The sequence below is a fragment of the Arthrobacter monumenti genome (genome assembly GCF_054511255.1).
In genome coordinates, this window is sequence record NZ_JBTNCY010000006.1 from 66,378 (window position 1) to 92,853 (window position 26,476).

Here is a 26,476-nt window from a genome sequence, read left to right on the forward strand (position 1 = left end):
TGTCAGCCATGAGTTCGCTCTCCATTGACGCGGCGGCCGCCGCCCGCCAGGCCATTGACCGGCATATAGGTGCCCTGGTGGAGGATCACGTCGCCTCCCGCATCACCGCGAAAGATGCGGCGTTATGGGGTAAGGACGCCGAGGCGGAAGCTTCCAAACGGCTCGGCTGGGTGGAACTGGCGGAGACCTCACGGCCGTTGGTGCCGCGGATCCTTCAACTGCGGGACGAGCTCAAAGCCGAAGGCGTCACGCGTATCGCGTTGGCGGGTATGGGCGGTTCATCTTTGGCGCCGGAGGTCATCACCAGGACCGCCGGCGTCGAACTGGCCGTTTTGGACAGTACCGACCCGGAGCAGGTACGCCACGCTTTGGAAGACAACCTGGAAAAGACTGCCGTCGTTGTCTCTTCCAAGTCCGGCTCGACGTTGGAAACGGACTCGATCCGGCGGACCTTCGAGAAGGCATTCAACGATGCGGGGCTGGATGCGGCCCGGCGCATCATTGTCGTGACGGATCCTGGTTCGCCGATGGACGCCGATTCCAGGAAAGCCGGCTACCGCGAGGTTTTCAACGCGGATCCAAATGTAGGTGGCAGGTATTCGGCGCTGACCGCTTTCGGTCTGGTTCCCTCCGGACTGGCCGGCGTCGATATTGAAACGCTGCTCGATGAGGCGGAGGAGGCCTCGGAAATGCTGCGGGACGACGACGATGGCAACTTTGGTTTGGTGTTGGGGGCTGCCCTCGGCGGAACTGAGCCGTTGCGGAATAAGATCGTCCTCGTCGACGAGGGATCCTCGATGGTTGGTTTCGCGGATTGGGCTGAACAGCTCATCGCCGAATCGACGGGAAAGCTGGGCACCGGAGTCCTTCCCGTCGTCGCCGACCCGGATTCGCCGGAGGTGTCGTCGGATGCGTCCGACATCCTGGTGGTGCGGCTTGTCGGCCAGGATACCCACGTGGAGGTCAAGGACAATCAGGTTGCAGTCTCGGGCAGTCTGGGAAGCCAGTTGCTGGCCTGGGAGTATGCCACAGTTGTCGCTGGCAGGCTGCTGGGCATCAACCCCTTCGACCAGCCGGACGTCGAAGCGGCCAAGGACGCCGCCCGCGGGCTGTTGGACAACCGCCCGGAGCAGTCGCCGGCAAACTTTACCGACGGCGCCATCGAGGTTCGTGCCGACCAAACGCTGCTTGGCAACGCCGCCAGCCTGGATGATGCACTGCGCGCGCTGATAGAGCAGCTGCCATCGGAGGGGTACCTGAGTGTGCAGGCCTACTTCGACCGCATCGCCTACGAATCGCTGTCCCGGATCCGGGACCCACTCGCCCGGACCACCGGCCGTCCGGTCACCTACGGATGGGGACCACGGTTCCTGCACTCCACCGGGCAGTTCCATAAAGGTGGACCGGCAGTAGGCGTCTACCTGCAGATCACCGCGGCCGCAGATGAAGATTTGTCCATTCCGGAGCGGCCCTTCAGCTTCGGCGAACTGATTTCAGCACAGGCGGCTGGAGATGCCCAGGTCCTGGCTGACCATGGCCGGCCGGTGCTGCGCCTGCACCTGACGGACCGCGCTGCGGGCACGAAGCAGCTCATGGACGCAATAGCCTTCCTCAACACCAGCGGCGGAATGTGACTGATGCCCCCAAGTGAATCCACCCGGCACAGGAATCCACTGCGCGATCCGAGGGACCGGCGGCTTAACCGGATCGCCGGCCCGTCCTCGCTGGTGCTCTTCGGAGTAACCGGAGACCTCGCGCGCAAGAAGCTGATGCCGGCCATCTACGACCTGGCCAACCGCGGCCTGCTGCCGCCCAGTTTCGCCCTCGTCGGCTTTGCCCGCCGTGACTGGGACGACGAAGAATTCGCCGCCCAGGTCAAGGAAGCGGTGCAGCAATACGCACGCACGCCCTTCAGCGAAGATGTCTGGGGCCAGCTGGCCGAAGGCATCCGCTTCGTGCAGGGTGAATTCGACAACGATGACGCGTTCGACCGGCTGAAGAAAACTGTCAGTCAGCTGGACGAGCAGCGCGGAACCCAAGGCAATCACGCGTTCTACCTGTCTATCCCTCCGAATAAATTCGAGCAGGTGTGCCAGCAACTGTCACAGCACGGGCTGGCCAATGCCGAAGAGGGCACCTGGCGCCGTGTCGTCATCGAAAAGCCGTTCGGTCACGACCTCGAATCGGCCCGCGAGCTCAACGAAATCGTAGAGTCCGTGTTCGCACCGGATTCCGTCTTCCGCATCGACCATTACCTGGGCAAGGAGACGGTCCAGAACATCCTGGCGCTGCGTTTCGCCAACCAGCTGTTCGAACCGCTCTGGAATTCGAACTATGTCGACCATGTCCAAATCACCATGGCCGAGGACATCGGGATTGGTGGACGTGCCGGATATTACGACGGCGTTGGTGCGGCCCGCGATGTCATCCAGAACCACCTGCTCCAGCTTCTTGCACTGACGGCAATGGAAGAACCCATCACCTTCGACGCCGGCGATCTGCGGGCGGAGAAGGAGAAAGTACTGGCTGCCGTCAGGCTTCCGGAAGACCTCGGCGCCCACTCCGCGCTCGGTCAGTATGCCGGCGGCCTGCAGGGCGGCCAGGAGGTAAAGGGGTACCTCGAAGAGGACGATATCCCCCAGTCGTCCATCACCGAGACCTACGCCGCGCTGCGCCTGGACATCAATACCCGCCGCTGGAGCGGTGTTCCGTTCTACCTGCGCACCGGCAAGCGGCTTGGCCGACGGGTCACGGAGATCGCCGTCGTCTTCAAACGGGCTCCCAACATGTTGTTCCCGCATCACGATGAGGACGACTTCGGACAGAACGCCGTCGTAATCAGGGTCCAGCCCGACGAAGGTGCGACCATCCGTTTCGGATCAAAGGTTCCCGGAACCCAGATGGAGGTGCGGGATGTAACCATGGACTTCGGCTATGGACATGCCTTCACCGAATCCAGTCCCGAGGCTTATGAACGCCTGATCCTCGACGTGTTGCTGGGCGAACCACCGTTGTTCCCGCGGCACCAGGAGGTCGAGTTGTCCTGGAAGATCCTGGACCCGTTTGAGCAGTACTGGAGCGAGCATGGGGAACAGCCCGAAGCGTATATGCCTGGAAGCTGGGGGCCGCCGGCCGCGGCCGAGCTGCTTGCCCGTGATGGACGAACCTGGAGGCGGCCATGATTGTTGATCTGCCCGATACGACGACATCGCAGGTTTCCAAGGAAATCATGACAATGCGCGAGCTCGGCGGTGTGGTTGCCCTCGGCCGGGTCTTGACGCTGGTGGTGATTACCCGTTCGGGTTATGAGGAAGAGGCCATAGAGGCAGCCAATGCCGCCAGCCGGGAACACCCGTGCCGGATCATCGTGCTGGCAGGTGGCGATACCGAGCAGGACACCCGGCTGGATGCCCAGATCCGGGTCGGCGGTGACGCCGGAGCCTCAGAGGTTGTGGTCCTGCGCGGACAGGGATCACTGGCGGTCGAAAGTGAGTCGGTGGTCTCGGCGTTGCTGCTGCCCGATGCGCCGATCGTTGCCTGGTGGCCGCATGGTATTCCCGAGTCGGCGGCGAACAGCTCCATCGGACAGATTGCTCACCGCCGGATCACGGATTCGGCCAACGAACCTGATCCGCGTGCCGCATTGAGGCACATCAGCGCAACCTACGTAGCGGGCGACACCGATCTCGCCTGGACCCGTCTCACCAACTGGCGTATCCAACTGGCAGCTGTGATGGACCACGTTTCAACTGAACCGGTCACCAGGATTACGGTTGAAGGCGCCACCGACTCCCCCAGCACCTTGCTTCTGGCTTCATGGTTAACGATGGCGCTGGATTCCCCGGTCAAGATCATTGACGATCCCGCTGGCACCGGGATCCGGAGAGTCCTGCTTGAGCGGAAGAGCGGCGATATTGAATTGGTCCGTCCAAACCTTACCGTCGCCACCCTGAACCAGCCGGGCCAACCTGTCCAGCGCATCGCCCTGCCCCGCCGTACGCTCCAGGCCTGCCTGGCGGAGGAACTGCGCCGGTTGGACCCTGATGAAGTTTTCGGAGAAGTGATAACAGACGGACTGAACCGTGCGTTGGCCGGTGCCCGGCCAGACGGACCAGGGTCAACCAGTGAGGAGACCGTTTCAGCATGAGTGCATCCCCCAGGGTAAAAATCCACGGCGACTTCGATGGTTTGAGCAGTGCTGCCGCCGGCCGGCTTATCGACCGGCTGGCCTCGGTACAGCGCCGGCGCGGCGAAGCCACAGTTGTCCTGACCGGTGGTACCCTGGGGATTTCAATCCTGGCCTCCATCCCCGCAGCGGACAACGTCGGCGATGTTGATTGGGCCCGGGTGAACTTTTGGTGGGGCGACGAAAGATTCCTTCCGGGCGCCGATGCAGAGCGGAATGCTGTCCAGGCGGAAGAAGCGTTGTTGGGACGGATCGACGTCGACCGGCTTCGGGTCCACCCGTTCGGGTCCGCCGACGAGTTTGAAGATGTCCATGCGGCCGCCGATGCCTACGCCGCGGAGCTGGCGCTGGAAGCAGCACACGAACGCTCCGCCGAGGGGAGCACCGGGACGGAGGCCGGTGCCGCGCCGGAGCGCGCGGTGGACCGTGACGTTTCCAATCGTGCTGCACGGCTGCCGCAGTTCGATGTACTCCTGCTGGGCCTCGGACCGGATGCACACATCGCCTCCCTCTTCCCCGACATGGAGGGCGTCCGTACCCGAAACCAGACAGTCGTTGGAGTCGAGAACTCGCCGAAGCCACCGCCGTTGCGGGTATCGCTGACTCTGGAGGCGATCAACTCGGCGGACGAGGTATGGATTGCCGTGGCCGGAAACGACAAGGCCGGAGCGGTGGGGTTGGCGTTGGCAGGAGCCGCTCCTGTCCAGGTGCCGGCAGCAGGAGCTGCCGGACGTTCGAAGACACTATGGCTGATCGACCAGGACGCAGCCGCGCAGATTCCGGAACAGTTGATGATCTTTGAGAGTGTGGAGCAGTAGCTTCACCGCATGGGAAAGGCCGCCGGCGGTGCGACAACCGCGGGCGGCCCTTCCTATGTCTTCAATGCATGCACCCCGGAGCGGCCGGGGATCTGCGGCACTTATGAGTCGCCGGAGAACCGCATTACCAGTCCGAGGGCGATGATTACCAGGCCCCAGGTGATCCCCAGGGCGACGGTGAAGCGGTTCAGGTTCCGCTCTGCGACCCCGGATGATCCGAGGCTCGATGTCATGCCGCCGCCGAACATGTCCGACATGCCGCCGCCGCGGCCCTTGTGGAGCAGAATCAGCAGAGTCAGCAGCAGGCTGGTGACTCCGAGAAGAACCTGCAGGATGATTTGTAAAGCGTCCACAACTGCCTTTCAGCGCTGATGTTAAAAACGTGCGTCAGATCAAGCGTGGAGTCGGCGTCAGCCGGTCACAAGATGCTGCTCGAACCTGACAATACTAGCAAACTCTGCCGGATCGAGGCTTGCACCGCCGACAAGCACGCCGTCGACATCCCGCTGCTGCAGAATCGAAGCGGCATTCTTGCCCTTGACGGATCCGCCGTACAGCAGCCGCACCTTGGCCGCAGTGCCTTCGTCATACAGCTTCTCCAACTCGGCGCGCAGGGCCGCACACATTTCCTGAGCATCCTCGGGACCCGCAACTTCCCCGGTCCCGATCGCCCAGACCGGCTCGTATGCCACTACCAATTCGGCTGCCTGGCCGGCCGGCAGCTCCGCTACAGCTGCGCGAAGCTGTTCGAGGCTGTGCTCAACGTGCTTGCCCGCCTGACGGATGTCCAGACCCTCGCCGACGCACAGCACCGGGGTGAGTCCGTGTCGGTAGGCCGCCTGGACTTTCGCCTTCAGCAGCTCGTCGGACTCGCCGTGGACGGTGCGCCGTTCGCTGTGGCCAACCAGGGCATATTTGCAGCCAAGCTTGGCAAGGAACTGTCCCGAGATGTCACCGGTATAGGCGCCTGAGTCTTGATCGGAGAGGTCCTGTCCGCCGTAGCTGATTTCGAGCTCATCGCCGTGCACGAGCGTCTGTACCGACCGCAGGTCCGTAAACGGAGGGAACACTGCCACCTCGACCCGGCTGTAGTCGTGCTTGGCGTCGCTGAGCGTCCAGGCCAGTTTCTGCAGCATGGTGATGCCCTGGACATGATCCAGGTTCATCTTCCAATTGCCGGCGATCAGCGGTGTCCGGTCGTACTTGCCATTGGTCGAGGTCGTCATAGCTCTCCGAATTGTCGTCGTGTTTGGCGCGGATGTTCGTTGCGTTCGCTGGGCAGGACCACAGCGCCGCCCTTAGCTCTCAAGTGCGGTCAGTCCGGGCAGTTCCTTGCCTTCCAGGTATTCCAGGCTGGCTCCACCGCCGGTGGAAATATGGCCGAACTGGCTATCGTCGAAACCGAGGCTTCGCACAGCTGCCGCCGAGTCGCCGCCTCCGACGACGGTAAAGCCCGTGGTCTCGGTCAGCGCCTGGGCAACGGTCTTCGTGCCGCCGGCGAAGGCCTCGAATTCGAAGACCCCCATTGGACCGTTCCAGAAAACGGTGCGGGCCGACTTAATGTAGCCGGCAAAGGACTCCGCCGAGGCCGGACCGATATCCAGGCCTATCCCGGAGGAACCGAAATCGCTCTGCTCGATCGACTCCGCCGCCACCGTGGCGTGTTCGGCATCGGCGGCAAACCCGGAGGCCACCTCGATGTCGGTGGGCAGTACGAATTCACAATTCGAACCGGCGGCTGCGTCGAGGTAGCCCTTTACTGTGTCGAGCTGGTCCTCCTCCAGCAGACTGGAACCCACCTTGTGGCCCTGCGCTGCCAGGAAGGTGAAGACCATGCCTCCGCCGATCAGCAGGTAGTCTGCCTGCGCCATCATATTGTCGATCACGGCCAGTTTGTCCGAGACTTTGGAACCGCCCAGGACGACGACGTAGGGCCGCTCGGGATCCTTGGTCAGCTTGTCCAGTACGTCCAGTTCGGTGCGGACCAGATCTCCCTGGTAAGCGGGCAGCCGCTTGGCGATATCGAAAACGCTCGCATGTTTGCGGTGTACGGCACCGAAGGCATCGTCCACATATGCGCCGGAGGCGCCGTTCTGGGTGGTGAGGGCTGCCAGCTCTTCGGCCATGGAGCCGCGCTCGGCGTCGTCCTTGCTCGTTTCCCGTGCGTCGAAGCGGACGTTCTCGAGTACCAGGACATTGCCTTCGGCCAGTTCCGCAGCCTTGGCGCGTGCGCTTTCGCCGACTGTGTCCGCAGCCAGTTCGACCTTGAAGGAAGCCAGTTCGGCGAGCCGGTCAACAGCGGGTTTGAGCGAATACTGCGGATCGGGTTCGCCTTTGGGCCGGCCCAGGTGCGCCATCACAATGACGCGGGCACCGGCGTCGCAGAGCTTCTGCAGGACCGGCAACGAGGCACGGATGCGCCCATCGTCGGTCACTTGCTTGGACGTGCCGGAGCCATCGAGCGGCACGTTCAGGTCCGACCGGACCAGGACGCGCCGGCCCTTGACTCCTTCGGCAATCAATTCATCGAGGGTATGTGCAGCCATTCCGCGCGCCGTCAGGAAAGCTTTTCAGCGACGATTTCGGTCAAATCAACGAGGCGGTTGGAGTAACCCCACTCGTTGTCGTACCAGCCAACGACCTTGACCTGATCGCCAATCACCTTGGTCAGACCCGAATCGAAAATGCACGACGCCGGATCGGTCGTGATGTCGGCGGAAACCAGCGGATCCTCGGTGTAGCTGAGGTAGCCCTTCAGCGCACCGTTGTCGGCGGCGGCCTTGTAGGCGGCGTTGACCTCTTCCTCAGTGACCTCGCGGTCGAGCGTCACAGTCAGGTCTGTGACCGAGCCGGTTGGGATGGGAACGCGGATGGCGTAGCCGTCCAGTTTGCCCTTCAGCTCCGGCAATACCAGGCCGATAGCCTTGGCTGCACCGGTGGAGGTGGGCACCAGGTTGACGGCGGCGGCCCGGGCACGGCGCATATCCTTGTGCGGGCCGTCCTGCAGATTCTGGTCTGCCGTGTAGGCATGCACAGTGGTCATCAGCCCGCGCTGGATGCCGAAGCTGTCATTGAGCACCTTAGCCAGCGGGCCGAGACAGTTGGTGGTGCAGGAGGCGTTTGAGATGATGTGGTGCTTTTCGGAGTCATACTGATCGTCATTGACACCCAGGACCACAGTCAGGTCCTCGTCCGAAGCGGGCGCAGAAATGAGCACCTTCTTCGCGCCGGCGTCCAAGTGCTTGCGGGCATCGCCGGCCTTGGTGAAGAAACCGGTGGACTCTACGACGATATCGACGCCGAGATCCTTCCACGGCAGATTGGCGGGGTCCTTCTCGGCGAGGACCTTTATGGTTTTGCCACCCACCACCAGATCGCCGTCCTTGACCTCGATACTGGTTTTCAAGCGACCGGTGACACTGTCGTACTTGAGCAGGTGGGCCAGGGCTTCCGGACTGGTCAGGTCATTAACGGCGACGATCTCAAGGTCCGCCCCCTGCTCCAGTGCCGCACGGAAGTAATTGCGGCCGATACGACCGAAACCGTTGATTCCAACACGAGTAGTCACTTGTTTCTTACTCCTTCATAGTCGTACGCAGTTTCAACTTTCGATAAGCCGCTCACACTTGCCCGTGCGGGTCAGCCGGAGACCGGTGGAAAGCCGCCGCCCGCGTTCGACGGCGGACTTTCCGTGGCCTTATCCGAGGCGGCATCGCCGAGGCGGGCCGCCAAACGGTGCTGCTAGAGGGTGATCAGGCTGGAGGCGTTGTTGCGTGCGCCTTCAAAACGACGGGCGACGTCGGCCCAGTTGACGATATTCCAGAATGCCTTGACGTAGTCGGCCTTAACATTCACGTAATCCAGGTAGAAGGCGTGCTCCCACATGTCCAGCATCAGCAGCGGAGTCGTCCCCACAGCCACGTTGCCCTGCTGATCGTAGAGCTGCTCGATGACGAGACGCTTTCCGAGCGGTTCCCAGGCGAGGAACGCCCAGCCGGATCCCTGCAGGCTCAGCGCCGCGGCGGTGAAGTGATCGCGGAACTTGTCGAAGGAACCGAAGGTGTCGTCAATGGCTGCGGCCAGGTCGCCCTCAGGCTTGTCGCCGCCGTCCGGGGACATGTTGTTCCAGAACACCGAGTGGTTGATGTGGCCACCGGTGTGGAACGCCAGGTCCTTGGATAGCCGCGGGATGTTGGCGTAGTCGCCCTTCTCCCGTGCCTCCGCCAACTGTTCAATGGCGCTGTTGGCACCCTTGACGTAGGTTGCGTGATGCTTGTCGTGATGCAGCTCCATAATCCGGGCCGAGATGTGCGGCTCGAGCGCTGCGTAATCGTAGGGCAAATCGGGAAGTGTGTACTCGCTCACGAAATCCTCCACCTTTTCACTTATCTGATCTGGATGGCATCTCCATCCAGAAACCTGTGCCAGCCGTCTTTGCGGGCCGCCGGTTTCCCGGTGCGCGCGGAGGACGGCCTAATGCGGCACTAGTCCTATCCTAGGCACGCACCTACTCTTCAAGCATCTCTGCAGTCACATTCGCCTCGGTCCCCGGAATACCAAGCTCGATGGCCCGCTTGTCGGCCATCGCCAGCAACCTTCTAATCCGTCCCGCAATGGCGTCCTTCGTCATCACCGGATCGGCCAGCCGCCCGAGTTCGTCGAGGCTTGCCTGCTTGTGCGCCACCCGGAGTTCACCGGCGTACTTGAGGTGATCCGGGACGTCGTCGCCCAGGATCTCCAGCGCCCGCTCGACTCTGGCACCGGCGGCAACAGCGGCCTGGGCGGAACGCCGCAGATTGGCATCGTCGAAGTTTGCCAGCCGGTTGGCTGTAGCACGCACTTCCTTGCGCATCCGCCGCTCCTCCCAGACCAGCAGGGTCTCATGGGCACCCATTCTGGTCAGCAGGGCCGCGATGGTGTCGCCGTCGCGGATGACGACCCGGTCCACACCACGTACTTCACGGGCCTTGGCGCCAATGCTGAGCCGGCGGGCGGACCCAACCAACGCAAGTGCCGATTCGGGCCCTGGACAGGTCACTTCCATCGAGGAGGACCGCCCGGGTTCGGTCAGCGAACCATGGGCCAGGAAGGCACCGCGCCAGACGGCCTCGGCGTCCGCCGTGGAACCATTGACGACGACGGATGGCAGCCCGCGGACCGGCCTGCCCCGGGCGTCCAGCAACCCGGTCTGCCGGGCCAGGGATTCGCCGTCGCGCACCACCCGCACCACGTAACGGTTGCCACGGCGCAGCCCGCCGCCGGAGACAACAATGATCTCGCTGTTGTGCCCGTAAACCTCGCCGATTGCAGTACGCAGGCGCCGCGCCGTCGAAGCGAGGTCCACCTCCGCCTCAATGACAATCCGGCCGGAAATTATGTGCAACCCGCCGGCGAACCGGAGCATTGCTGAAACCTCGGCCTTGCGGACCGACGATTTCTTCACTTCCAGGTGGGAAAGCTCTTCTTTGACTGCCGCAGTCAACGCCATCGGACCATCCTAACTGTCCCCAAAAATATCGTGGTAGGCCGCCGCCAGACGGAGTGGGTCATGCACCGGACGTCCGTCCGACGCACCTACTTTACCCAAGACCACCTCTGCACCAATCATTGCGGCCGCCCGTTCGAATTCGGCGTAGTCTTCAATCGACCTCGGATCCGCCAACACTACATCCACACCGAACTCCGGAGCGTAGCGGGAGATGACCTTCAGATGGTCGGCCGCACTCATCCCGGAGGTTTCCTTGGTATGGACCGAGAGGTTCATGGTCAAGCAACGCCGGGCCGGCGTGCGGCACAGCGCCTCCCGCAGTTCCGGCAGCAGCAGGTGGGGCAGCACTGAGGTGTACCAGGAGCCTGGCCCGAGGATGACCCAATCGGAGAGTTCAATGGCGTTGAGTGCGTCCACGCAGGCCGGGGCGTTATCCGGAATCAAACGCACGTTTTCCACGCTCCCGGCCACGGCCAGCGAGGCCTGACCGGTAACCGTTTCCAGCCCGGTTTCGCCCGAAGGGAAAGTCGTGGGGACGTCACCCTCGATGGTCAGCGGTATGCTCGCCATCGGCAGGACCTGGCCACGGGCTCCCAGCAGGGCACCGGCCCACTGCAGGCCGGCTACGGCGTCCCCCAGTAACTCCCAGAGGGTCACGATGAGCAGGTTGCCCATCGCGTGTCCGTTGAGGGTTCCAGCCCGCGACACGTCCGGTTGGAAGCGGTGCTGCATGACGTCGCGCCAAGTCCTCCCCCAGTCCGTGTCATCGCAGAGCGCAGACAAAGCCATCCGCAGGTCCCCGGGCGGCAGGACCCCTAGTTCCTGGCGCAGGCGTCCGGAGGAGCCGCCGTCGTCGGCCACGGTGACGACGGCAGTCAGGTCCGAGGTCAGCAGGCGCAGGGCCGAAAGTGAAGCGGACAGGCCGTGGCCGCCGCCAAGGGCAACGACGGCGGGGTCGTTTTCCTGGCGTTGCGGGGTGGGAGCGGACGACGGCGCCACCGGCACCATGGGCAGCGGTCCAGTACGAATCGCCACTACTCGCGCCCCAGGTCCCGATGGCTGGTCGTGACGGTCACCCTCGGAAGTTGCGCCAACCGCTTGGCAATCTCGGTGCTGACCGCAACGGAGCGGTGCTTGCCTCCGGTGCAGCCAATGGCGATCGTCGCATAATGCTTGTTTTCGCGGCGGTAACCGGTCAGGACGGGTTCAAGCGCATGGACGTAACGGTCAACAAACTCCTCCGCGCCGGAATCGACCAGGACAAAGTCGCTGACCTCCTTGTCGAGCCCGGTATAGGGCCGCAGTTGCGGGACCCAGTGCGGGTTCGGGATGAACCGGACGTCGGCTACGAAGTTGGCATCCACCGGCAATCCATATTTGAAGCCGAAGCTCATCACGTTCAGCCGCAGGACCACCGGCCCGGTGGCGGAGAAATATTCCGTAATGGCAGTGGCGAGTTCATGGACATTCAAGTCCGTCGTGTCCACCACCATGGCGGAAGACGCCTTCAGCTCACGCAGAATCTCACGCTCGGCGGCGATTCCGTCCAGGATTCTTCCATCGCCCTGCAATGGATGCGGCCGGCGCCCCTGCTCGAAACGGCGCACCAGCACGTCGTCGCTCGCGTCCAGGAACAGCACCCGGAAGGTAACTCCGCTGGCGGTCAGGCTGGCAAGCGAATCACGGATGTCGCTGAAGAGCGCCTTGCTGCGCACATCGACGACGACGGCCAGCTTGGGTATCGACTGGGGCATCCGCGAGACCAGATCGGTCAGCGTCGCCAACATCTGGGGTGGCAGGTTCTCCACGACATACCAGCCATGATCTTCCAGAGCATTGGCCGCCGTGCTGCGTCCCGCTCCAGACATACCGGTTACCACCAGCAGTTCCGATTCCGCAGGTTTTACCGGCGTCAGGCTCTCAGTCTGCGTCATTCTCCCCATCCTGTTTGCACCCGGCGGGAGATCCCGCGGCGCCTCTCATTCATGTTCCCCACCAAGCCTAGCCGTTCGGCAGCGGCGGTCGAACGTTGACCGCCATCAGGGTTCGACGATTTCCCCTGTCGTCATGTTCACGGCGGTTTCGGAGGAGGCACCCAGCTGTTGGTGGATGGTCTCCGCCAGCGCGGGTCCAATACCTGGGGCGTCCTGCAACTGCCCGATATCGGCCTGTTTGATCTTCTTGACGGAGCCGAAGTGCTTCAGCAGTGCCTTGCGTTTTGCCGGGCCCAGGCCGTCGACGGCGTCAAGCGCGGATACCGTCATCGACTTGCCGCGCTTCTGCCGGTGGAAGGTGATGGCAAACCGGTGCGCCTCATCCCGCACCCGCTGCAGCAGGAACAGCGCCTGCGAAGCTCTTGGGAGGATGACTGGAAAATCGCTGTGCGGAACCCATACTTCCTCCAGCCGTTTGGCCAGTCCGATGACGTAAACGTCGTCAATATTCAGATCCTCGAGTGCCCGCGCTGCAGCGGCGACCTGCGGCTGACCGCCGTCAACCACCACCAGATTCGGCGGGTAGGCGAACTTCGCCCTGGGTGCCGCCGTCGTTGTGTCCATTCGGATCCCCGGCTGCGCTGCCTCTTCACCAACAGGTAGGCCACTGCCGGCAGGCGACGTTCCACCATTGCCTCCGGTGGCCCCGGCCGCGACTTCGGCGACGGTGTCTTTCTCCCAGAGGTAGTTCCGGAAGCGCCTGCTGATGACGTCATACATGGCCGACGTATCGTCACGCGCCGCATCACCGGTGATGGAGAATTTCCGGTAGTCGGATTTCTTCGGCAGACCGTCTTCGACGACGACCATGGACGCGACGACGTTGGTTCCGGATACGTGGGAAATGTCGAAGCACTCGATGCGCATCAGGGGCAGGGGTACCTCGAGGGCCTCCTGAAGCTCCTGCAGGGCGGCCGAACGGGTGGTCAAATCCCCCGCGCGCCTGGACTTGTGCAGCCGCAGGGCCTGTTCGGCATTCTCGTGGACGGTCCTCAGCAACGCGGCCTTGTCCCCGCGCTGCGGCACCCGGACGGCGACCTTGGAGCCGCGCAGCCCCTGCAGCCACTGTTCCAGTTCCGGAGCATTGGCGGGCTGTTCGGGGACCAGGATCTGACGGGGAATTTTGTGGCTGGCTGCGGTCGCTTCCCCGTAGACCTGCTGGATCAGGTGCTCGAAGAGGTCGGCGTCGCTCGCGTCCTCGACCTTCTCGACCACCCAGCCGCGCTGCCCGCGGATCCGGCCGCCGCGGACATGGAACACCTGGACCGCAGCTTCGAGCTCATCACCACTGAGCGCGAACACGTCGGCGTCGGTTTCCTCGGAGAGGACGACGGCGTTGCGCTCGAACACTTTGCGCAGAGCCGCCAGATCGTCCCGCAGGGTGGCGGCCCGCTCGTAGTCCAATTCGGCGACGGCGGCGGCCATCTGCTTTTCCAGGCTGCTGATGAACTGCTTGGCCTGCCCGGACATGAAGGCACAGAATTCCGCGGCCAGGGCCTGATGGTCCTCCGGTGAAATACGCCCCACGCAGGGGGCCGAACACTTATCGATGTAGCCCAACAGGCAGGGCCGGCCGCTGCGCTGCGCCCGGTTGAAGACACCGTTGCTGCACGTCCGGACGGGAAAGACACGCAGCAGCGTATCCACCGTCTCGCGAATGGCCCAAACCTGGCTGTAGGGGCCGAAATACCGAGTTCCGCGCTGCCGATCGCCGCGCATGACCTGCACCCTGGGGAACTTCTCCCCCATGGTGACAGCCAAGTAGGGATAGGACTTATCGTCCCGGAAGGCGATATTGAAGCGGGGGTTGAATTCCTTGATCCAGGTGAATTCCAGCTGCAGCGCCTCGAGTTCGCTGCCCACCACGGTCCATTCGACACTCGCGGCGCTGAAGACCATGGCGCGTGTCTTGGGCATCAGCCCTTGAGGACTGGCGAAGTAGGAATTGAGCCTCGAACGCAGGTTTTTGGCCTTGCCCACGTAGATGACCCGCCCGTGCTCGTCACGGAAGCGGTACACACCCGGGTTCGTCGGGATTTCGCCCGTTGACGGGCGGTAACTGACTGGATCTGCCACTATTCCATCCTAATAAAACCGGCTCCGCAACGTTGACTCCCCGCGGAACAGGCAGTCAGCCGGCAGATTTGCTCTGGTTGTAGGTCGCGGCCCGTTCCTGTCCGGTCAAGGCTGCGATCCCGTCCATAATCTGGTCGGTGGTCGAGCGACGTGCGGGCAACGAATGGTCCGGGCCGAGTTTGTCGAAGTACAGCGGTTGCCCGATTCTCATCGTGAAGTGCTGCGGCTTGATCATCATCTTGTCCGCCGGTTGCAGCTTTTCGGTGCCGATCAACCCCACCGGAAGAACCGGCGCCCCCGTTGTCAGCGCCAGCCAGCCGACACCGGTACGTCCCCGGTACAGCAGCCCGTCACGCGAACGGGTCCCCTCGGGATAAATACCGAATGCATCACCGTTCTCCAGAATTCCGAGCGCAGTTTTCAGCGCCGCCACGCTTGCGGCCTGTTCGCCCCGCTCCACCGGAACCGAGCCGACGCCGTTGAAGAACCAGCGCCACAACATACCTTTGGGACCCTTGGAGGTGAAATATTCCGCCTTGGCAAAGAACGCTACTTTCCGCGGCATCAGGGCCTGGACAATGACGCTGTCCAGAAACGAGAGGTGGTTGGGAGCCACAATCACCGGCCCATCGGCCGGGAAGTTTTCCAGACCTTCAATCGTGGGACGGCAGAGCGTAGCCAGAAGACCCCGGGTGGAAGAGCGCGACAGATCGTAAAATGCCACGCCGCCTCCTTGCACCCCGTCTTTCCCGACGGCTTAGTTTCTCACGATCCTTCATCAGCGGCGAAACCAGCATGCCGCCCGGGGAATATATCAGCCGAGGACCTCGGCGAGGAAGGTTCCTGTGTGGCTGTCCGGGGAGGATGCGACCTTCTCAGGGGTGCCGGTCGCGACGATCCGCCCGCCGCCGGATCCACCGTCGGGTCCAAGGTCCACGATCCAATCCGCGCTCTTGACGACGTCGAGATTGTGCTCGATGGTGATGACGGTGTTTCCCTTGTCGACGAGACCCTGCAGGACCATCAGCAGCTTTCGGATGTCCTCGAAATGCAGGCCGGTCGTCGGCTCATCCAGGACATAGATGCTGCGCCCGTTGGACCGCTTCTGCAATTCACTCGCCAGCTTGACGCGCTGCGCTTCGCCGCCGGAGAGCGTGGTGGCAGGCTGTCCGAGCCGGACGTAGCCGAGTCCGACGTCGACAAGCGTACGCAAATGCCGGGCTATGGGCGTGAAGGCAGCGAAGAACTCCGCTCCCTCCTCGATCGACATGCCGAGCACATCCGCAATCGTCTTGCCCTTGTAGTGGACCTCCAGGGTCTCCCGGTTGTAACGCGCACCATGGCAAACCTCGCAGGGCACATAGACGTCTGGCAGGAAGTTCATCTCGATCTTCAGGGTGCCGTCGCCGGAACACGCTTCACAGCGGCCACCCTTGACGTTGAAGGAGAAGCGGCCTGGCAGGTAGCCGCGCACCTTCGCCTCGGTGGTCTCCGCGAACAGCTTGCGGATGTTGTCGAAGACACCGGTGTAGGTGGCAGGATTCGAGCGGGGGGTGCGGCCGATCGGGCTCTGGTCGACGTGGATAATCTTGTCCAGGTGTTCCAGCCCGTCAATCTTCTTGTGCCGTCCCGACACCTGCTTCGCCCCGTTGAGCTTGTTCGCCAGCGACTTGTAGAGAATGTCATTGACGAGAGTGGATTTTCCGGAACCGCTGACGCCGGTCACAGCGGTGAATACGCCCAGCGGGAAGGTGGCGTCCACATTCTTCAGGTTGTGTTCGCGCGCTCCGATGACCTTGAGCTGGCGGCTCTTGTCGATCTTGCGGCGCTTTGCCGGAATGGCGATCTGCTTCCGGCCGGAGAGATAGTCACCGGTCAATGACCGTTCGTTCGTCAGCAGATCCTCGTAGGATCCGGAGTGCACGACCTGGCCGCCGTGCTCGCCGGCGCCCGGCCCAATATCGACGATCCAGTCCGCCTGGTTGATTGTGTCCTCGTCATGTTCGACGACGATCAGTGTGTTGCCCAGATCGCGAAGGCGGGTAAGCGTCTCGATCAAGCGGCGGTTGTCCCGCTGGTGCAGGCCGATCGAGGGCTCGTCCAGCACATAAAGGACCCCGACCAGGCCGGAGCCGATCTGCGTCGCCAGCCTGATGCGCTGCGCCTCGCCGCCGGACAGCGTGCCCGCGGCGCGCTCCAGGTTGAGGTAGTCGAGGCCGACGTCCAGCAGGAAGGTCAGCCGGGCCTGGATCTCGATCAGCACCTGATGGGCAATATGCGCTTCGCGGTCGGTCAGGGAAAGACCATTGAGGAATGCTGCGCAGTCCCGCATCGGCATTGCTGCCACTTCGGAAATTGATTTGCCGTCAATCAAGACTGACAGCGAGGCAGGGTTCAGCCTGGCGCCGCCGCATTCCGGGCAGGGGATTTCGCGCATGTACTGCTCGTAGCGGTCCCGCGCATGGTCGGACTCTGTTTCCAGGTGCTTGCGCTGGATGTACTGAACCGCGCCTTCGAAGCCGGTGCTGTACTTACGCTCACGTCCGAACCTGTTCCGGTACTGCACGACCACCTTGTGGTCCTTGCCGTACAACGCGGCCTGCCGCGCCGCTTCCGGCAGCTTGTGCCACGGAACGTCCACGGAGAAGCCGAGCTCCTTGGAAAGGCCGGTCAGTAATCTGGTCCAGTACTGCAACGTTGCTGTACCCAGGGCCCAGGGCGCGATGGCGCCTTCGGCGAGGGACATATCGGGGTTGGGAACCACCAAGTCCTCGTCGACCTCAAGCTTCGAACCGATGCCGGTACAGGCCGGGCAGGCTCCAAACGGGTTATTGAAGGAGAAGGACCGTGGTTCGATCTCGTCGATGGCCAGCGGATGCTCATTCGGGCAGGCCAGGTTCTCGGAGAATGGCCGGATCCTGCCCGGGTCATCTTCATCCAGATCCACAAAATCGGCCAGCAGCCGGCCCTCAGCGAGGCCAAGAGCCGTCTCCACGGAGTCTGTCAGCCGCTGCCGGATACCGTCTTTGCTGACCAGGCGGTCGACGACCACTTCAATGGTGTGTTTGAACTGCTTTCCCAACGACGGCGGCTCGGACAGCTGGATTGTTTTGCCGTCCACCCGGGCCCGGGAGTAGCCCTTGGAGGAAAGTTCGGCGAACAGGTCGACGAACTCTCCCTTCCGTCCACGGACCACAGGAGCCAGTACCTGGAAGCGGGTTCCTTCGGGGAGCTCGAGCAACTGGTCGACGATCTGCTGCGGCGTCTGCCGGGTGACCGGTTCACCGCAGACCGGACAGTACGGCCGTCCCACGCGCGCCCAGAGCAGCCGCATGTAGTCATAAATCTCAGTGATCGTGCCGACAGTCGATCGTGGATTCTTGCTCGTCGACTTCTGGTCGATCGAAACCGCCGGAGAGAGTCCTTCGATGAAGTCGACATCTGGCTTATCCACCTGGCCCAGGAACTGCCGGGCATAGGCGGACAATGACTCGACATAGCGCCGTTGGCCTTCGGCGAAAATGGTGTCGAAGGCCAGGGAGGACTTGCCTGATCCAGATAACCCGGTGAAGACGATGATGGCGTCCCTGGGCAGATCAAGATCCACATTCTGGAGGTTATGTTCCCGGGCGCCCTTGACGACCAGACGGGAAAGGTCGGTGGCGGAATAGGATTGGGGGCCAGCCGGAGCCGGCGCTGTCATAGCTTTTGGCACGCACTCACTCTAATCGAAAATTTGCTGCGTCCATCGCCGCGTTCAGCAACGCCACCGCCTCGGCGGGGCTCGCACCTTGGCTCCGGACGACGTCGGCATAAACCGCCGCCGCTTGTGCTAACCGGAGCCGGTCCTGATCTGTTCCCGCAGCAATAACGGTACCCGCCCGCGAGCGCGTCTCCACGAGCTGTGCCTGTTCCAGTTCACGGTAGGAACGGGCGACGGTGTTGACGGCCAGGCCGAGCCGGGAGGCAAGCGCCCGCACGGATGGGAGCTTGGTGCCGACGACCAGGCTTCCGTTGTGCACCGCTTCGGCGATCTGCCTCCGGATCTGCTCATAAGGCGGTATCGCTGAGGACTCGTCGACCACGAGCCAACCAAGCTCACCGGGACTTCCATCGGTGCCCACACTCATTGCGCTCCGCTTCCTGTAAAGGCCTGTTCAGACAAATTGTGGCATGCACCCACGACAGTCGAAACCTGCGGCCGCAAACTATGTTGTTACTGGACCCAATCGGCGATAGTAAGCCGGTTATGCTGGTGGAATGTATGACTTGGCTGAAATTACTATCCGTAGCATTTCCGTCGCACCGATGGACAACAACGTCTACCTCCTGACGTCAAAGTCATCAGGAGCCCAGGTGCTCATCGATGCAGCGAACGAGGCGGATTCCGTCCTGGAGTTGATCGAAACCGGCAAGAAGGACTCCCCCGCGGCCCATCTGGTCCTGATTGGCACGACGCATTGCCATCACGATCATGTGCAGGCGCTCGGAAAGGTCCACCAGGTAACACAGGCACGGACCGCCGCCGGCAGCGAGGACGCTCCGGAACTGCCGGTCCCCACCGATGTCCTGCTCGAGCATGGTGATCTGGGCGAGTTTGACGGCTTTACGCTGGAAGCCATCAAATTGCGCGGGCATACACCTGGTTCGGTGGCATTCCTCTACCGGGATCCGCACGGCCCGGCGCATTTATTCAGTGGTGACTCGCTGTTCCCAGGCGGCCTGGGCAACACGCAGCAGGATCCGGAACGGTTCGACTCGCTCTATAACGACGTCGTCACCCGGGTTTTCGACGTGCTCGACGACGATACAGTGGTCCACCCCGGCCACGGTGCGGAAACGACCCTTGGTGCCGAACGGCCACACCTGCAGGAGTGGAAGGAACGCGGCTGGTAACCGCCTACCGGTTCAGGACCTTGCATGGGTCAGAAACTGTAAAGTTCAAAACCCACACGGTGGCGCTTCGCCTCGGGGCCGCCGGTCACCATCTCCACTTGGCGCTGCGCCTGTTCGCGGACAGGGTCCGGGCTCAGCGCCTCCAGGTAACGCTTGTGCTCGGCCAGTGAACTGATGGCGCGCTCCAGGCTCTCCCGGGAGACTTCCTGGTAGTGAGTCGGCCGCATGGAGAGCACTGCCACCCACAGAACACCATCCCAAGGCGCAAAACCCTCATCGCTGAGCTCCTCGAAGATCCATCCGTTCGAGGCATCCGCTGCGGCGTCTAAGACCGACCGGCCGACGGCCCTGTGATCGGCGCTGTTCCAAGCGCCCGGCCCCCACGTCTCATGATGGTTGAGCGTAATCACCAGCTGCGGCTTCGAACGGCGGATCTCGCGTGCAAGGTCGCGGCGCAACTGGAGCCCTTCTTCGATCCGGCCATCCGGATAATCCAGGAAACGCAGGTCATCCACTCCGACGTGTGAACAAGCACGCTGTTGCTCCTCCGCCCGGACCTGGGCAGATTCGGCCGGCGGCATTCCCTCGATGCCTGCCTCCCCCTTGCTGGCCAAAGTGTAGGCAACCTCCTTGCCCTGAGCCGTCCATTCGGCCACCGCGGCGCCCGCGCCATATTCAGGGTCGTCAGGATGTGCCATCAGGACAAGGGCCCGCTGCCAGTCTTCGGGCATCTCTTCAAGGTCGTTCATCCATGCCTCCTCCGCGCGGCCCGATGGCCACGGCTTCGACGCGACTGTTTCAACTGAAAGTGCGGTTCATGATTTCTTTTGCCCGACGCAGAAAATCCGCCGGAACGGAAACACCGTACCGTGTTCGCCCGCTGGGTAGGCTTCCTGCAAGGCAGCGCCGTACTCCGCCTCGAAGTCCCCCGCTTCTTCCGGGTTCAGGACATCCAGCACGGGTCGCAGCCCGGTGCCGCGCACCCAGTCCAGCACAGGATTTTCCCCTTCGAGCAACTGCAGATAAGTCGTCTCCCAAGCGTCGGCCCGGCAGCCGGCGTCGAGCATTAACTGCAGGTACTCCCCTGGCCCGTCGACGGCGTCGCTGTGGCGCAGCACAGACCCCAGCCGGGACCGCCACCGCGGGGAGGACGCAAGGCTTCGCATGAGGGCATGGGACGGGGATTCAAAATTGCCGGGCACCTGAAATGCCAGCCAACCTCCAGGCGCGAGCTGATCAAGCCATTTGGCCAGCAGCTCCTGATGTCCGGGCACCCATTGCAACAGGGCATTGGACACGACGACGTCGGCCCCTGTTGCGTCCCATTCCCGGACGTCGGCGCGCTGGAAGTGCACATTTGCCGTGTCGTGGGCGGCCTCCGCGCGTTCGATCATGTCCGGCGATGCGTCGATGCCCAGGACCTCCGCCCGGGGCCACCGATTGGCCAACGTAACTGTCAGATTTCCCGGTCCGCAGCCCAGATCCACGATCCGGCGCGGCGCTGCCGCGGCGATCCGGCCGGTCAGATCGAAGAACGGACGGTCACGGTAGTCGCCGAACATGGCGTACCGGTCCGGATCCCATCTCATGGCTTCACCCTACTCCGCACCGACCTGTTTTCCGCGGCGCAGAACTTTGTCGGGGCGGACGGATACTCTGTAATGGATGAACTTAGCTGAAAGTGTGCCTTCCGCCAGCGTGGGAACACTGCCCACACCCGACGACGTCTATACCTCTTTCCTGGAATGGACAGAGAGCCGCGGCCTGTCGCTCTACCCTGCCCAGGATGAGGCCGTCATGGAGCTTGTCTCCGGATCCAACGTCATCCTGGCAACGCCGACGGGTTCGGGAAAGTCCCTGGTGGCCGTGGCAGCACACTTCGATGCCATGTCCGCCGGGCAGCGCAGCTATTACACAGCACCCATCAAGGCCCTGGTATCGGAAAAGTTCTTTGCCCTGTGCGAGATTTTCGGCGCCGAGAATGTCGGGATGATTACCGGCGACTCCGGAGTCAACCAGGATGCGCCCATCATTTGCTGCACTGCTGAAATCCTGGCCAATATTGCGCTGCGCGAGGGCACCGATGCCGCGCTCGGAACCGTCATCATGGACGAATTCCACTTCTACTCCGATCCGCAGCGCGGCTGGGCCTGGCAGGTCCCATTGCTGGAATTGCCGCAGGCCCGGTTCCTCATCATGTCGGCGACACTTGGCGATGTCAGCCGCTTCGAAGATGAGCTGACCACCCGCACCGGTCTGCCAACGGTAACGGTCAGCTCCGCCGAGCGGCCCATCCCGTTGCACTACTACTACGTGGAAACGCCCATCCACGAGTCACTCGAGGAATTGCTGTCCACCAGGCAGGTACCGATTTACGTGGTGCACTTCAGCCAGGTGGAGGCGATCGAACGGGCACAGAACCTGATGAGCATCAATGTCTGCACCCGCGAGGAGAAAGACCGGATCGCCGAGCTCATTGGAGGATTCCGCTTCGCCGCGGGTTTCGGCAAGACACTGAGCCGGCTGGTGCGTCATGGCATCGGCGTGCACCATGCCGGGATGCTGCCCAAGTACCGGCGCCTCGTCGAGCAACTGGCCCAGGCCGGCCTGCTCAAGGTGATCTGCGGAACGGATACCCTCGGCGTCGGCATCAACGTCCCGATCCGCACCGTGCTGCTGACGGCATTGAGCAAGTACGACGGCGCCCGCACCCGCCTGCTCAGCGCCCGGGAGTTCCATCAGATTGCAGGCCGGGCAGGCCGTGCCGGATATGACACCGCCGGCACCGTCGTCGTCCAGGCTCCCGAGCATGTCGTCGAAAACGCCAAGGCGATGGCCAAGGCAAAAGCGAAATTCGGGGAAGACCAGAAGAAACTGCGGCAGGTCGTGAAGAAAAAGCCGCAGTCGGGTTTCGTTTCGTGGGGCAAACCGACCTTTGAACGGCTTGTCGAATCGGCTCCGGAACCTCTGACCTCGAGTTTCACTGTTACGCATTCGATGTTGCTGAACTTACTGGAACGGCCCGGCGATCCGTTCCCGGCGGCCCACCGGCTGTTGACTGAGAATCACGAATCCCGTCCCGTCCAGTTGCGGCTGATCCGCAAGGCACTCGGCATTTACCGGGAACTCCTGACTGCCGGCATCGTGGAACGGATACCGGACCCGGAGCCGTCGGGTCGACGCGTTCGCCTGACTATGCACCTGCAGGAAAATTTCGCGCTGAACCAGCCACTGTCGCCGTTCGCGCTGGCCAGCCTGGGGCTGTTCGATCCGGAATCCCCTGGCTACGCCCTCGACGTCGTTTCGGCGATCGAGTCCATCCTCGAGAAACCCCGCCAGGTCCTGCGGGCTCAGGAGTCCAAGGCCCGCGGTGAAGCGGTTGCCTCGATGAAGGCCGAAGGCATCGAATACGAGGAAAGAATGGCCTTGCTGGACGAGGTCAACTATCCCCAGCCGCTGGCCGAGTTGCTCCACCAGACCTTCGATGTGTACCGCCAAGGTGCACCCTGGGTCGCCGATTTCGAACTCTCTCCCAAATCCATCATCCGGGACATGTACGAACGCGCGATGAATTTCGGGGAATTCGTCGCCTTCTACCAGCTGTCCCGCTCCGAGGGCATCGTGCTCCGCTATCTGGCCGATGGCTATAAAGCATTGCGCCAGACCGTTCCGGTCGAAGCACTGCGGGAAGATCTGGAAGACATCATTGCCTGGCTGGGTGAACTCGTCCGCCAGGTCGACTCCAGCCTCCTGGACGAGTGGGAGCAGCTGACGTCCGGATCGCCACCAGCGGGTGCCGCGGCAGCCGTGGCCGCTCCCGCTGGACAGGCAGGACCGGACGAGTTGGGCGCACGGCCGCCGGAACCGCCGGGGGTCACCACCAACGCGCGTGCTTTCCGCGTCATGGTGCGCAATGAAATGTTCCGCAGGGTCGAATTGGCAGCGCTGGACAATGTCGAAGCACTGGGCGAACTCGACCAGGACGCCGGTTGGAATGCCGACCGGTGGGCCGCTGCCATGGACCTGTATTGGGACGAATACGACGAATTGGGAACAGGTCCCGAGGCACGCGGACCTGCTTTGTTGATGATTGAAGAGGGCTCAAGCAGCTGGAAACTGCGGCAGATCTTCGATGATCCCGCCGGAGACCGTGACTGGGGAATCAGCGCCGAAGTGGATTTGGCGGAATCGGACGAACTGGGAACTGCTGCGGTGCGGGTGACCGATGTGGGACCACTTCGGACGTAGCCCTCGTAGAAGGCGGATATGCTCGAATAATGTCGCCTTCTTCCGTCCACCGCGTCCTCGGTTCCGTAGAGCGAACCGGTATGCGGCTGACAGACCACGTCTTCGAAGTTCCCCTCGACCACGCCAATCCTGCTGGCGAACAGCTTGAAGTTTACGCACGCGAGGTTGCCGATCCGGCGCAGGATGTAAAGGGAACGGATCCGGAGCAAGCACCATGGCTTGTCTTTTTCCAAGGCGGTCCCGGGATGGCGGCGAACCGACCACTCGAGCCGGGCGGCTGGCTGGAAGAGGCGCTCAAAACGTTCCGGGTCCTGCTGCTCGACCAGCGTGGCACAGGACGCTCAACGCCCATCAACCGGCAGACGCTTCCGCTCCGCGGCGGCACACCGGAGCAAGCCAATTACCTCCGCCATTTCCGGGCCGACTCCATCGTTGCCGACGCGGAGCTCATCCGCCGGAGTCTCGGCGTCGAACAGTGGAGCATTCTTGGGCAAAGCTTCGGAGGGTTTTGTGCGCTGACCTACCTTTCAACGGCCCCGGGGAGTCTGCGCGAAGCGTTGATCACCGGCGGTCTCGGACCGGTCTCGGGTTCAATTGAAGATGTCTACCGTGCCACTTACACACGGGTCAAAGCCCGGAACGAGGAATTCTACGGCTGGTATCCGCAGGATTTGAATATGGCGCGGCGGGTAGCCGAACACCTCCAGGCCGTTCCTGAGTATCTTCCCACTGGAGAACGTCTCACCGTGCACAGGTTCCAAATGCTCGGAAACTTACTCGGTGGCAATTCACGCGTACACCAACTGCATTTTTTGCTCGAAGCCCCCTTCGTCAGCGCTGTGGACGGTAAACGGCTCTCCGATGGATTCCTGGAGCAGGTCGGTTCCGTAGTCAGTTACGCCGCGAATCCGCTCTACGCCGTGATGCACGAGTCCATCTACTCCCAAGGCCCTGCAACAGGGTGGACGGCCGACCGCGTGCTCGCAGAGCGGCCGGATTTCAGTACTGCGGCTGATCCGTTGTTATTCACCGGCGAAATGATCCACCCGTGGTATTTCGAAGAAGATCCGGCCTTGATTCCGCTGGCTGCCGTGGCCGACGAGGTGTCGAAGATTGACGACTGGGGACAGTTGTACGACTTGGAGCAGCTTGCCCGTAACGAGGTTCCCGCAGCCGCCGCCGTCTACCTTGACGATATTTTCGTGGCCCACGAGCTCTCCGTGCAGACCGCAGCCAGCGTGGCAGGACTGCGGACTTGGGAAACAGGCGATTACCATCACGACGGGCTGCGGCAGGACGGAGCCGTTGTGTTCGCCCGGTTGCTCAGCCTTTGCCGTCAGGAGGAGGGCTGAGCCGGTGAAGTTGGCGTTCGGGCGACGGAGTCGTTCAGCCAGTCACACTGCGTAATCAGTGACAGAGACTCTTCGCCGCAGGAGTGCCGCCACAATGAGGAAACCTACGAAGGCGGCCAACGCACCGGACACCAGTGTCAGCCCGGTAAATCCAATCAGGCTCAAAATGACACCGGAGACCGCGCCTCCCACCGCACCGGCTGCACTCATCATCATGTCGGACAACCCCTGGACCACGACCTTTTGGCCCGGCGCCACACTCTCGGCCAGCAGGGTGGAACCGGCAATCTGCACAGCGGACCAGCCAAGCCCCAACGCAACCAGTCCTGCCGCCACAGTCCATTGACTCTGGGAGCCGAAACCGGCCAAGGCGGCAGCCGCCACGAGCAGGATCTGCCCCAGCAGCATCGTGCGCCGGCGCCCAAACTTGTCGGCCAATGATCCCATCACCGGCGACAACGCGTACATGCCAGCAATGTGAAGCGAGATGGTAAAGCCGATAATGGCAAACTCATCCGTTGCCAGGGCGGCCGTCCCGGCCTCCGCCGCACCCGCTTCCGCCACCACGTGCCCCGCGCTTCCATGAGTTGCGCCGAGCTGCTGCAGGTGAAGTGGAGTCATCGACATCACGGCGACCATCACCGCGTGGGCCGCGACGATGGCCCCAAATGCCAGCCGTGCCGGTCTCGAAGCCCGGACGGCGCCAAGTCCGGCACGCAACGATGTTCGTCCTGCCGCCGGTGCCGCCGAACCGGATTTTCCGCCCACACGTTCCTGATCCTCCCAGGCCCTGGCCGTGAGCAAGGGGTCAGGGCGCAGTCCAAAACCCAGGAGCATTGACGCTATGGCCAATGCGCCTGCAGCGATAACAAACGGGCCTGCGATTTCCGGCAACCCGAGCCACCTGCCGACGACGGCGCCCGGTTCTATGAGATTCGGTCCGGCTACGGCCCCAACCGTAATGGCCCAGACGACGATGGAAAGGTCGCGGCCACGGTGTGCGGAACCGGCCAGGTCCACCGCTGCGAACCTGGCCTGAAGATTCGCAGCGGCGCCAACACCTATCAACGCCGTTCCCATCAGCAGGACCGCCAACGAACCGAGGACCGTTGAGGTTACGACCAACAGTGCGCCGGCCATAGCTGTCAGCATTCCGGTAAGAAGCGATGAACGCCGTCCGCGGCGCGCCGCCAGTCCGGCAAGCGGAATCGCGGAAGCGGCGGCAGACAACGTCATCGCCGTCGTTACTGATCCTGCCCAGGCTTCAGATCCCGCCAGCTGGACGGCCAGCAGTGATCCGATCGCAAGGCTTGCGCCGGTACCCACACCGGATAACAGCTGAGCGGCTGAAAGCACACGGACTGTGCGCCGCTGAAGCCGGCCCCGGTCGGGAACCGTCCCACCATGGCTCATGCCAT

22 protein-coding genes are annotated in these 26,476 nt (G+C 62.8%); 7 read left to right on the forward strand and 15 right to left on the reverse strand.

Annotation, left to right across the window (positions count from 1 at the left end):
* Window positions 1-8: 8 nt before the first annotated feature.
* Genes ACX80B_RS10230 through ACX80B_RS10245 form a run of 4 tightly spaced genes read left to right on the forward strand, consistent with a single transcriptional unit; the run spans window position 9 to window position 5,004 of the window.
* Window positions 9-1,634, forward strand: a complete 1,626-nt coding sequence (locus ACX80B_RS10230) for a glucose-6-phosphate isomerase (protein ID WP_459295720.1) — start codon at window positions 9-11, stop codon at window positions 1,632-1,634.
* A gap of 3 nt (window positions 1,635-1,637) precedes the next feature.
* A complete protein-coding gene (zwf, locus tag ACX80B_RS10235; RefSeq protein WP_459295722.1) occupies window positions 1,638-3,182 on the forward strand; it encodes a glucose-6-phosphate dehydrogenase in 1,545 nt (514 codons plus the stop codon).
* The gene (locus ACX80B_RS10240; RefSeq protein WP_459295724.1) at window positions 3,179-4,147 is read left to right on the forward strand and encodes a glucose-6-phosphate dehydrogenase assembly protein OpcA; all 969 of its coding nucleotides are present in this window, start codon (window positions 3,179-3,181) and stop codon (window positions 4,145-4,147) included. Before zwf ends, ACX80B_RS10240 begins: the two co-directional genes overlap by 4 nt.
* The gene (locus tag ACX80B_RS10245; RefSeq protein ID WP_459295727.1) at window positions 4,144-5,004 is read left to right on the forward strand and encodes a 6-phosphogluconolactonase; all 861 of its coding nucleotides are present in this window, start codon (window positions 4,144-4,146) and stop codon (window positions 5,002-5,004) included. The genes ACX80B_RS10240 and ACX80B_RS10245 overlap by 4 nt, the downstream gene beginning before the upstream one ends.
* A 101-nt stretch (window positions 5,005-5,105) precedes the next feature.
* On the opposite strand, the gene secG is transcribed toward ACX80B_RS10245, so the two are convergent.
* The 12 genes from secG to ACX80B_RS10305 all read right to left on the reverse strand — a co-directional run bounded on the left by secG (window position 5,106) and on the right by ACX80B_RS10305 (window position 18,692).
* Complete coding sequence (gene secG, locus ACX80B_RS10250; RefSeq protein ID WP_459295729.1) at window positions 5,106-5,357, reverse strand: preprotein translocase subunit SecG; 252 nt, start codon at window positions 5,355-5,357, stop codon at window positions 5,106-5,108.
* A 57-nt stretch (window positions 5,358-5,414) separates the two neighbouring features.
* A complete protein-coding gene (gene tpiA, locus ACX80B_RS10255) occupies window positions 5,415-6,230 on the reverse strand; it encodes a triose-phosphate isomerase (RefSeq protein WP_459295731.1) in 816 nt (271 codons plus the stop codon).
* A gap of 72 nt (window positions 6,231-6,302) precedes the next feature.
* The gene (locus tag ACX80B_RS10260) at window positions 6,303-7,550 is read right to left on the reverse strand and encodes a phosphoglycerate kinase (RefSeq protein ID WP_459295732.1); all 1,248 of its coding nucleotides are present in this window, start codon (window positions 7,548-7,550) and stop codon (window positions 6,303-6,305) included.
* Window positions 7,551-7,561: 11 nt separating this feature from the next.
* On the reverse strand, window positions 7,562-8,572 hold the full coding sequence (gene gap / locus ACX80B_RS10265) for a type I glyceraldehyde-3-phosphate dehydrogenase (protein WP_459295733.1): 1,011 nt from the start codon (window positions 8,570-8,572) through the stop codon (window positions 7,562-7,564).
* A 173-nt stretch (window positions 8,573-8,745) separates the two neighbouring features.
* Window positions 8,746-9,369 carry a superoxide dismutase gene (locus tag ACX80B_RS10270; RefSeq protein WP_459295735.1) on the reverse strand — a complete coding sequence of 208 codons (624 nt, stop codon included), beginning with the start codon at window positions 9,367-9,369 and terminating at the stop codon, window positions 8,746-8,748.
* A gap of 142 nt (window positions 9,370-9,511) precedes the next feature.
* Window positions 9,512-10,492, reverse strand: coding sequence for a DNA-binding protein WhiA (gene whiA, locus ACX80B_RS10275; RefSeq protein ID WP_459295737.1), 981 nt, complete (start codon window positions 10,490-10,492; stop codon window positions 9,512-9,514).
* A 9-nt stretch (window positions 10,493-10,501) separates the two neighbouring features.
* Window positions 10,502-11,527 carry a gluconeogenesis factor YvcK family protein gene (locus ACX80B_RS10280; protein WP_459295739.1) on the reverse strand — a complete coding sequence of 342 codons (1,026 nt, stop codon included), beginning with the start codon at window positions 11,525-11,527 and terminating at the stop codon, window positions 10,502-10,504.
* Entirely contained in the window at window positions 11,527-12,426 is a 900-nt protein-coding gene (gene rapZ / locus ACX80B_RS10285) for an RNase adapter RapZ (RefSeq protein WP_459295741.1), read from the reverse strand. Before rapZ ends, ACX80B_RS10280 begins: the two co-directional genes overlap by 1 nt.
* A 105-nt stretch (window positions 12,427-12,531) precedes the next feature.
* Entirely contained in the window at window positions 12,532-14,562 is a 2,031-nt protein-coding gene (gene uvrC, locus ACX80B_RS10290; protein ID WP_459295743.1) for an excinuclease ABC subunit UvrC, read from the reverse strand.
* 55 nt (window positions 14,563-14,617) lie between these two features.
* Window positions 14,618-15,286 carry a lysophospholipid acyltransferase family protein gene (locus ACX80B_RS10295; protein ID WP_459295745.1) on the reverse strand — a complete coding sequence of 223 codons (669 nt, stop codon included), beginning with the start codon at window positions 15,284-15,286 and terminating at the stop codon, window positions 14,618-14,620.
* A gap of 90 nt (window positions 15,287-15,376) precedes the next feature.
* Window positions 15,377-18,265, reverse strand: a complete 2,889-nt coding sequence (gene uvrA, locus ACX80B_RS10300; RefSeq protein ID WP_459296114.1) for an excinuclease ABC subunit UvrA — start codon at window positions 18,263-18,265, stop codon at window positions 15,377-15,379.
* 16 nt (window positions 18,266-18,281) lie between these two features.
* On the reverse strand, window positions 18,282-18,692 hold the full coding sequence (locus tag ACX80B_RS10305) for a GntR family transcriptional regulator (protein ID WP_459295747.1): 411 nt from the start codon (window positions 18,690-18,692) through the stop codon (window positions 18,282-18,284).
* 130 nt (window positions 18,693-18,822) lie between these two features.
* Between ACX80B_RS10305 and ACX80B_RS10310 the strand changes: the two genes are divergently transcribed.
* Window positions 18,823-19,458, forward strand: coding sequence for an MBL fold metallo-hydrolase (locus ACX80B_RS10310; protein WP_459295749.1), 636 nt, complete (start codon window positions 18,823-18,825; stop codon window positions 19,456-19,458).
* A gap of 29 nt (window positions 19,459-19,487) precedes the next feature.
* On the opposite strand, the gene ACX80B_RS10315 is transcribed toward ACX80B_RS10310, so the two are convergent.
* Both ACX80B_RS10315 and ACX80B_RS10320 read right to left on the reverse strand, forming a co-directional pair.
* On the reverse strand, window positions 19,488-20,207 hold the full coding sequence (locus ACX80B_RS10315) for a PIG-L deacetylase family protein (protein ID WP_459295751.1): 720 nt from the start codon (window positions 20,205-20,207) through the stop codon (window positions 19,488-19,490).
* A 66-nt stretch (window positions 20,208-20,273) separates the two neighbouring features.
* Complete coding sequence (locus tag ACX80B_RS10320) at window positions 20,274-21,047, reverse strand: trans-aconitate 2-methyltransferase (RefSeq protein ID WP_459295753.1); 774 nt, start codon at window positions 21,045-21,047, stop codon at window positions 20,274-20,276.
* A 76-nt stretch (window positions 21,048-21,123) separates the two neighbouring features.
* On the opposite strand from ACX80B_RS10320, the gene ACX80B_RS10325 reads away from it, so the two are divergent.
* Window positions 21,124-23,706, forward strand: coding sequence for a DEAD/DEAH box helicase (locus ACX80B_RS10325; protein WP_459295755.1), 2,583 nt, complete (start codon window positions 21,124-21,126; stop codon window positions 23,704-23,706).
* Window positions 23,707-23,735: 29 nt separating this feature from the next.
* Complete coding sequence (locus ACX80B_RS10330) at window positions 23,736-25,058, forward strand: alpha/beta fold hydrolase (RefSeq protein ID WP_459295757.1); 1,323 nt, start codon at window positions 23,736-23,738, stop codon at window positions 25,056-25,058.
* Between the two features lie 42 nt (window positions 25,059-25,100).
* Here the strand turns inward: ACX80B_RS10330 and ACX80B_RS10335 are convergent, their stop codons facing one another.
* The gene (locus ACX80B_RS10335; protein WP_459295759.1) at window positions 25,101-26,471 is read right to left on the reverse strand and encodes an MFS transporter; all 1,371 of its coding nucleotides are present in this window, start codon (window positions 26,469-26,471) and stop codon (window positions 25,101-25,103) included.
* Window positions 26,472-26,476 lie beyond the last annotated feature (5 nt).